This window comes from Mycobacterium sp. SP-6446, from assembly GCF_001954045.1.
Taxonomy (GTDB): domain Bacteria; phylum Actinomycetota; class Actinomycetes; order Mycobacteriales; family Mycobacteriaceae; genus Mycobacterium.
The window spans coordinates 46,764-55,144 of the sequence record NZ_MBEM01000060.1; the positions used below are offsets into that span (position 1 = coordinate 46,764).

Genomic DNA, 8,381 nt, shown 5'->3' on the forward strand with positions numbered 1-8,381 from the left:
TGGAGCAAAATGTCGGTGGATCAGGAAGTAGCGCTTGTGTCCGGGGGCTTTCGCCTCGACGTGTCCCCGTCGCGGGTGTCGGACTCTAAGCGGGCTAAAATTTTGGCCGACCCCGGGTTCGGGCGTTTTTTCTCCGACCATATGTCGATCATTTACTGGGATGCGAACAAAGGTTGGCATGGGGCCTGTATAACGCAGCTCAAACCGTTCACCATTCATCCGGCGTCCGTTGTGCTGCACTATGCGCAGGGAGTCATCGAGGGCCTGAAAGCTTATGGCCGGGCAGACGGCAGCGTTTGGCTGTTCAGGCCGCTGCTCAATGCTCGTCGCTTCCGCAAATCGGCTGCCAGGCTGGCCCTTCCAGAGCTGCCCGACGACCTGTTCCTCTCGAGCCTGATTTCGCTGGTGCAGGTGGACCGCGCGTGGGTGCCCGCGAATGATCGTGAATGCAGCTTGTATCTCAGGCCTTTCATGTTCGGTGCAGAAGTGGCACTCGGGGTCCGGCCGAGTCCGTGCGTGACCTATGCGGTCATCGCCAGCCCGGCAGGGCCATATTTTCCAGGCGGAACCGACGGAATGCGGCTGTGGGTAGGGAAGTACCCGCGCGCCTGGGAGGGCGGCACGGGCAGCGTCAAGTTCGGCGGTAACTATGCGTCGAACCTCGTGGCAGACATTGAAGCTCGGGAGTATGGCTGCGATCACGTTCTGTTCCTCGACGATGATGGCAATCTGCAGGAATCGGGCACGATGAATATTTTCGTCATAACCTCTGACGGCGAGCTTGTCACTCCGCGCCTGGGCACGATTCTCGACGGGGTGACACGGGCGAGCATTCTTTCGCTGGCGCCCGCCCACGGGTTGGCCCCGAACGAACGCAAATTTTCGTTCGAGGAATTGAAGCGGGGCTGCATTTCCGGCAAGATTCGCGAGGTCTTCGCGGTGGGGACGGCGGCAGTCGTGAACCCCATCGTCGGCTTCAAGGGCCCCAAGTGTGAATTTGTGGTGTCCGACGGTTTGCCAGGACCGCAGAGCCAAGCGCTACGCGACCACCTCCTCGACATTCAATACGGTCGACGACCGGACCCGTACGACTGGATGGTTGAAATCCCCGAACTGGCAGAACTGAAAGGCGAGGATCCGCGATGATATTCGTGCTGGCCTGCTATGGAACTCGCGGCGATGTCGAGCCCGGCGTCGCCGTCGGCCGTGAGCTACAGCGCCGGGGGCATGAAGTGCGCATGGCCGTGCCTCCGGACATGGTGGGCGACACCGAGGCAGCCGGGTTTGCCGCGACCGCCTACGGGCTGGACACGCAGACGTGGATGGACGTGCACCGTGACCTGTGGACGTGTCTATCCCGCAGCCCGTGGAGGATCCGGGAGCTGATCGGCTTGGGACGCGAACTTTGGCAGCTCTTCATGCGCTGCTGGCGGGAGGCGAGCGCGACGCTGAGATCGCAGGCGGACGGGGCCGACCTGCTCATCACCGCCCGGACGTTGGAGGAGCCCGCCGCCAACGTGGCAGAGCATTACGGCATTCCGTTGGCCACGCTGCATTACGCGCCGGCGCGGGCCCACGGCCAGGTCATCCCATTCCTGCCGTCGGTATTCGGGCGCTCCATCATGACTTTCAACGAGTGGCTGGTGTGGCGCGGGACGAAAAGGGTGGAGGACGCGCAGCGGCGTGACTTGGGCCTGGCGAAGTCAACGCGCACCTCGTCGCGGCGGATCGCCGAACGCGGATCGCTGGAAATCCAGGCCTACGACGAGGTCTGCTTTCCCGGGCTGGCAGCCGAATGGGCGAACTGGAATGGCCAGCGGCCGTTTGTTGGCGCGCTGACGATGGAGTTGCCGACGGACGCCGACGACGAGGTCGCGTCGTGGATTGCCGCGGGCACACCGCCGATTTACTTCGGCTTTGGCAGCATCCCCGTCGAATCTGCCGCCCGCACATTCGAAATGATCAGCGCGGCCTGCGCGCAGCTAGGCGAGCGAGCGCTGGTTTGCTCCGGTGGGACCGACTTCAGCAACATCCCCGATTTCGAGAATGTAAAGTTGGTGCGCGCGGTGAACCACGCGGCCGTCTTCCCTGCGTGCCGCGCGGTCGTCCACCATGGCGGCGCGGGCACCACGGCGGCCGGGCTGCGCGCCGGAGTCCCCGCCTTGATCCTCTGGACGGCGGCCGACCAGCCGTACTGGGGAACTCAGGTCAAACGGCTGAAGGTCGGTACTGCCCGGCGCTTTTCGGGCACGACCCAGCGATCACTGGTCGGCGACCTGCGCACCATCCTCGACCCCGACTACGCCGCGCGGGCCCGCGAAATCGCCACTCGGATGACCAAACCCGCCGAAAGCGTCGCAACCGCCGCCGATTTGCTGGAGAGCTTCGCCCGCTCGCGGCGTGCGGGTTGAGCCCTGCGGCCGGTTTGAGGATGCCGCTGGCCTGTTAGCCGGCAGCTTAGATGGCACCAATGCCGTGGGCCACCAGCGTGGCCCCAACGATGGCGGCGATGGCTATCAGGATCTTCGGACGGTGAGCCAACGCCCAGTTGTGTAGCAGTTGGAGTGCCGCATGGGTTTTCGCTGGCTTGGCCAGATAGCTGATGAGGATGACCTCTTCAAGCGCGAATATCCCGAAGACGAACGCAATGGCGACGCCGAACTGCATGCCGATCGAGGCTCCCGAGGCCACGATAATAGCGTCGACGATGAGAACCGCTTCGAGTGACGGCGCCGACGAGATGCCGACCACGAATGCAACCCACAACGACCCGCCTTGCCAAATATTGCCTGCCCAGCGGATCAGCCGCCGGATTGGAGATCCGCCCTCCGTTGGCGCATCCTGCGTGCGACCGAGCAGCCGTGAAATCGCACTCGGTGGATTCGAGTCCAGCACTAGCGTCGACGTGTTGCCGCCGGCTGCCGGCACGGTTGCGCGCTGACGCGCCGAGAAGCGTACTGCCATCAGGGCGGCGATCAATAGCGCTAGCACACCCACGCCCGTTTCAATCTGCCGGGCAATGGAGTTCGCGACGGTGCCCGGGGTGTCCACATCTTTCGTAAAAGAAGCAAATGTCGGGGTGATGTGCAGCACGACTAGCGGAACCAGGTAAGACGGAAGATTTGCCGTAATGCAGCCGACCCAGTAGACAAACAAGTTTTGCAGGGGACGCGACCGGGAGATCAGGAGCAGGATGACGGCGAGACGCACCGGATGGAACGTCACGAAAAGTGCGAATCCCAGCAATGACCCCCACATGGCCAGAACCCTACCTTGTCGGCTTTTGCCTGTTGGCTATTTCCGAGGGTGCGTTCGGGGCGAGCTGGCGCATGATCCCGTATCGCGCGTGGAAATTGCGTTACACCGGCGCGTCGCGTGTTCGCATCGCACAGCTCGCCGTACCTACAGCCGTCCCTTCCCAGCGGTTCACACAATTCTGATGGGAATGACTCCAATCCAGCGGGCAATTTCTTCGGCAGTTTCGCGACTGGTGCCGGTCCGGTGGCAGTCCCTTGAGCTCGCACCCGGTTTGCTCGTGCCCGTTGGGATTGCGCGTTGGAGCGGAACTCTTCGGCGAACGGGCTGCGCCAGGCCGAGGTGGTCGACTCCTCGATCGCCCAGGTGGCAATGACGACGCCATTTTGCACGTGTGGAACATATCGACAAATCCACCCCGCGGCCCTGAGTCTGCGCGGCGAGGGCGCTTTCCCAACTTTTCTGGATTTCATTTCGACAGCGGGAGTTGCGGGTTAGGCTCCCTGGTGGCTGACGGGCAGGCTCCCCGGCTTTCAGCTGACCGCGCACGACACGTGACAGGCGAGGATCGCGCGATGAAATTTGTGCTAGCAAGCTACGGAAGTCGTGGCGATGTCGAGCCTTGTGCCGCCGTCGGCCGTGAGTTGCTGCGCCGCGGGCATGAAGTGAAGGTGGCCGTGGCGCCTGATTGGGTTAGCTTCGTCGAGTCGGCTGGGCTTACTGCAGTCCCCTACGGACTGGATTTGCGGGCCATCATGGAAGCACAGCATGACTTTTGGAGGTATTCACTCCGCAACTTCTGGAGGATTCAGGATCGGATCAGGTCGTGGCGCGAACTTTCGGAGGTTGTTACCCGGTGTTGGGCGGAGTTCCGCACGACGCTCAAGTCGCTGGCGGATGAGGCCGACCTGCTAGTGACCGGCATGGGCTTCGAGGACGTCGTTGCCGACGTCGCGGAGTATTACGACATTCCGTTCGCCACCCTGCATTACTTGCCGCTGCGGGCCAACGGCCAGCTCCTGCCATTCCTGCCGGCGCCGTTGACTCGCTCCGCGATGACAGCGTTGGACTGGCTGAGTTGGCGCGCATCAAAACAGCTCGCGGACGCGCAGCGTCGTGAACTGGGCCTGCCGAACGCCACCGGCCCCGTGTTTCGACGGATCGCCGAACGTGGATTGCTGGAAATCCAAGCCTACGACGAGGTTTGCTTTCCCGGGCTGGCAGCCGAATGGGCGAAATGGGACGGCCAGCGGCCTTTTGTCGGCGCGTTGACGATGGAGCTGCCGACGGATGCCGACGATGAGGTCGCGTCGTGGATTGCCGCGGGAACCCCGCCGATTTACTTCGGTTTTGGCGGCGTGCCGGTCGAATCTCCCGTCGACACGCTTGCCATGATCGGCGCGTCTTGCGCGGAGTTGGGGGAGCGGGCGTTGGTTTGTGCCGACTGGACTGACTCCGGCAGCCTCCCCCGCTTCCAGCACGTCAAGGTTGTGGCCGGGGTCAACCATTCGGCAATGTTTCCGGCCTGCCGGGCCGCGGTGCACCACGGTGGTGCGGGCACGACGGCCGCGGCACTGCGCGCCGGGATCCCCATGTTGATCCTTTGGAAATGGGGCGATCGGCCGTTCTGGGCGGCACAGGTCAAACGCCTGAAAGTTGGCTTCGGGCGCCGCTTTGCGAGCACTACTCAAAAATCTCTGGCCGCGGACCTGCGCACCATTCTCGCCCCGCAATACGCCTCCCGGGCCCGCGAGGTTGCGACCCGGATGACAAAGCCCACCGCCAGTGTTGCGGCCGCCGCCGATCTTGTGGAGAACCTCGCCCGGTACAGGCGTGTTGGCTGATGGGCGAAGGCGGCCATTGGGATGATGAGTACCGGCGAACTGTCGCTCATGCGCCGCGGCTTGCGCGAAGGGGGTAACTAAAGACATGACCAATGTGCAGCCGTCCCTAAGGGACATGAAGCGGCTCAAATTGCGCGGACTCCGCCAGCTGCTGTTGAAGGGAACCTTCCCCGCGGAACGCTCGAGTTCAGCCGCCGAGCTTCTATACCTTGTGCAGATGGTGCAGCGCACAAACGCGCGCCTGGTCGCAGAGATTGGCTTCAACGTCGGCTACTCGAGCTACGCAATGCTCGCCGCCAGCCCCGACTTGACGGTGGTGTCCTTCGATTTGGGAAATCACGGTTCGACGCGGGCAGCCAAACAGCTGATCGACAAAAATTTCCCCGGCCGCCACACCTTGATCTGTGGCGATTCCCGCGAAACCGTGCCGGAGTACGCGAAGCGCCACCCGGGGCTGCGGTTCGACCTGGTATTCATCGACGGCGGCCATGACTACGAGGTGGCTAAGGCCGACCTGTTGAACATGAAGAGCTTGAGCTCTGAGCACACCGCGGTGGTCATGGACGACGTCGTTCCATGGCTGAGATATGGCAAGGGGCCTGCGCGAGCATGGGCAGAGGCCATTGAAGGTGGCGTCGTATCCCAAGAAGAGATCTTCAAAGACGGGCGACCCGTCGATTTGCTGCAGCCTCCGGGCGTGCGGGCGTGGGCACTGGGCCGGTACGTCGGTTAGAGCGTGCGGCGGCGAAAGCGCCGAACAGGCGTGGTCACTCGCCCTCGGCGGGCGTTAGCCTTTCGCAGAGCAGCTCCGCCAGACCGCGAATGGTGCCAATGGTGGTGAAGTCGGTGGGATTGATCCGTATTCCGGTTTCCGTCTCGATGCGGGTGCGCAGTTCAAGCGCGCCCAGCGAGTCGATGCCGTACTCCGAGAGTGGCCGGTCCGGATCGATGCTGCGATGCAAGATCAGGCTGACCTGATCGGAGATCAGGCGCCGCAGCCGGGTGGGCCATTCCTCGAGCGGCAGCTCGCTGAGCTCGGCGCGCAGCTTGCTTGTGCCCGTTGGGTTTTGTCCGTTGGAGCGGAATGCTTCGGCAAACGGGCTGCGTTGCGCGAAGCTGGTCAACCACGGGGCGCCGGTGATCGGTGCATACCCGGTATAGCCTCGGTCGTGGCGCAGCAGCGCTTCGAACGCATACGCGCCCTCCTCGGGAGCGATAACGCCGTCGGCGCCCTCCGCCAGCGGGGCGGCGCGCCCGACCTGCGCCCATGCGCCCCAGGCGATCGCGGTCGCCGGCAGGCCTTGAGCCCGGCGCCACAGGCTGAAGGCGTCCAGCCAACTGTTGGCCGCCGCGTAGGCGCCCTGCCCGGGCGAGCCAACTAGCGCGGCCGCCGAGGAGAACCAGCAGAACCAGTCCAACGGCTGGCCGGCGGTGGCCGCATGCAGGTTCCACGCACCGTAAACCTTTGGCGCCCAGTCACGCTCGATGAGCTCATCGGTGATATTCGTCAGTGTCGCATCCTCGATCACCGCCGCGGCATGCAGCACACCGCGCAGCGGAAGGCCGGTCGCGGTCGCGACTGTCACCAACCGCTCTGCCGTCCCGTCCGCGGCGATATCGCCACACTCCACCACGACGTCGGTACCGGTGGCGCGGATGCGTTCGATGGTCTGCGACGCATCGACGGTTGGTTGCGAGCGCGAGCACAACACGAGACGCCCGCAGCCTGCCGTCGCCATCTTCTCGGCCAAGAACAGCCCCAGGCCCCCCAGCCCGCCGGTGACGATGTAGGCGCCGTCGGGGCGGAAGACCCGAGTCTGGCCCGGCGGCACCACCACGCGGCTGGACCCGGCGTGCGGAACGTCGAGCACGAGCTTCCCGGTGTGCTGGGCCCCGCTCATCAACCGAATGGCCGTAGCGGCGTCCGCAAGCGGGTAGTGCGTGCTCTGCGGCATCGGCAAAACGCCGTCGGCGGTGAGCCGGTACACCGTTTTCAACAGCTCCTGCAGCCGCTCGGGATGGCTGTAGGACAGCAATCCTAGGTCGACGCCGTAGAAGGCGAGGTTGCGCCGGAACGGAAAGAGCCCCAGCCGGGTGTCGCCGTAGATGTCGCGTTTGCCGATTTCGACGAATCGTCCACCGAGCGCGAGCAATTCGAGACCGGCGCGTTGGGCGGCGCCGGTAACCGAATTGAGGACGATGTCTACGCCATATCCCTGGGTATCACGGCGTATTCCCTCGGCGAACTCCAGGCTTCGCGAGTCGTAAACGTGCTCAATACCCATGCCGCGCAGCAGGTCTCGGCGCTGCTCGCTGCCGGCGGTGGCGAAGATCTCGGCACCCGCGGCCCGGGCGATGGCAATCGCCGCCTGGCCCACGCCGCCGGTCGCGGAATGGATCAACACCTTGTCGCTGCCGCTGATGCGGGCCAGGTCGTGGAGGCCGTACCACGCGGTGGCGTGCGCGGTTGTCACCGCGGCCGCCTGGCCGTCGGAAAGACCGGCCGGCACCGATACGGCCAGGCGCGCGTCGCAGGTGATGAACGTACTCCAACAGCCGTCGGCGCATAGGCCTGCGACGTGATCGCCCACCTTGTGGCCGGTCACGTCGGGCCCGACCGCGGTGACGACACCGGCGAAGTCGGTGCCGAGCTGCGGGAGTCGCCCCTCGAAGGCTGGGTAGCGTCCGAACGCCAGTAACACGTCGGCGAAGTTGATGCTGGACGCGCTGACCGCGACCTCGATCTGTCCGGGCCCCGGCGGAATCCGGTCGCAGGCAACGAGTTCCATTGACTCCAGGTCGCCCGGTGTACGGATCTGCAGACGCATCCCGTCGCTCTCATGGTCGGCGACGGTCGTGTGCCGTTCCTCCGGCCGCAGGGGAGTCGAACGCAAACGCGCCGTATACCACTGGCCGTTTCGCCAGGCGGTCTCGTCTTCGTCGGATCCGCTGAGCAGTTGCTGCGCCAGGTGCTCGCTGTCGGTGTCGGCGTCCAGGTCGATCTGGGTGGCGTGCAGGTGCGGATGCTCGGCGCCGATTACGCGCAGCAAACCCCGCAGCCCGGCCTGCTCGAGGTTGGGCCGGTCGCCGGCCAGCACCGCCTGAGCGCCGCGGGTGACGACGCACAGGCGCGGCGGCTGGCCGGCGATGTCCGGCAATCCGCGGGCGATACGCACCACATGCTCCACGTACTCGCGGCCAAGCAGCGGGGAGTGGTCGTCGGAGTGACCGTTTTTGGGTCCGGCGAGGATCACCACGCCGGTGAATCCCGCTGCGCGCAAA

6 protein-coding genes are annotated in these 8,381 nt (G+C 64.7%); 4 read left to right on the forward strand and 2 right to left on the reverse strand.

The genetic code is table 11. From position 1 onward, the window contains the following. Positions 1-9: 9 nt before the first annotated feature. On the forward strand, positions 10-1,146 hold the full coding sequence (locus A5736_RS04385; RefSeq protein ID WP_083667132.1) for a branched-chain amino acid aminotransferase: 1,137 nt from the start codon (positions 10-12) through the stop codon (positions 1,144-1,146). After that, a complete protein-coding gene (locus A5736_RS04390; protein ID WP_076244710.1) occupies positions 1,143-2,411 on the forward strand; it encodes a glycosyltransferase in 1,269 nt (422 codons plus the stop codon). The genes A5736_RS04385 and A5736_RS04390 overlap by 4 nt, the downstream gene beginning before the upstream one ends. 46 nt (positions 2,412-2,457) lie before the next feature. Here the strand turns inward: A5736_RS04390 and A5736_RS04395 are convergent, their stop codons facing one another. Further along, positions 2,458-3,258: a GAP family protein gene (locus A5736_RS04395; RefSeq protein WP_076244711.1), complete on the reverse strand. Its 801-nt coding sequence runs from the start codon at positions 3,256-3,258 to the stop codon at positions 2,458-2,460. 572 nt (positions 3,259-3,830) lie between these two features. Here A5736_RS04395 and A5736_RS04400 point away from each other — a divergent pair. Continuing rightward, a complete protein-coding gene (locus tag A5736_RS04400) occupies positions 3,831-5,099 on the forward strand; it encodes a glycosyltransferase (protein ID WP_076244713.1) in 1,269 nt (422 codons plus the stop codon). Between the two features lie 85 nt (positions 5,100-5,184). Then, positions 5,185-5,832, forward strand: coding sequence for a class I SAM-dependent methyltransferase (locus tag A5736_RS04405; RefSeq protein WP_254848278.1), 648 nt, complete (start codon positions 5,185-5,187; stop codon positions 5,830-5,832). A 34-nt stretch (positions 5,833-5,866) separates the two neighbouring features. Here A5736_RS04405 and A5736_RS04410 read toward each other — a convergent pair. Then, the coding region (locus A5736_RS04410; protein WP_139333131.1) for an SDR family NAD(P)-dependent oxidoreductase at positions 5,867-8,381 on the reverse strand (2,515 nt) is incomplete at its 5' end.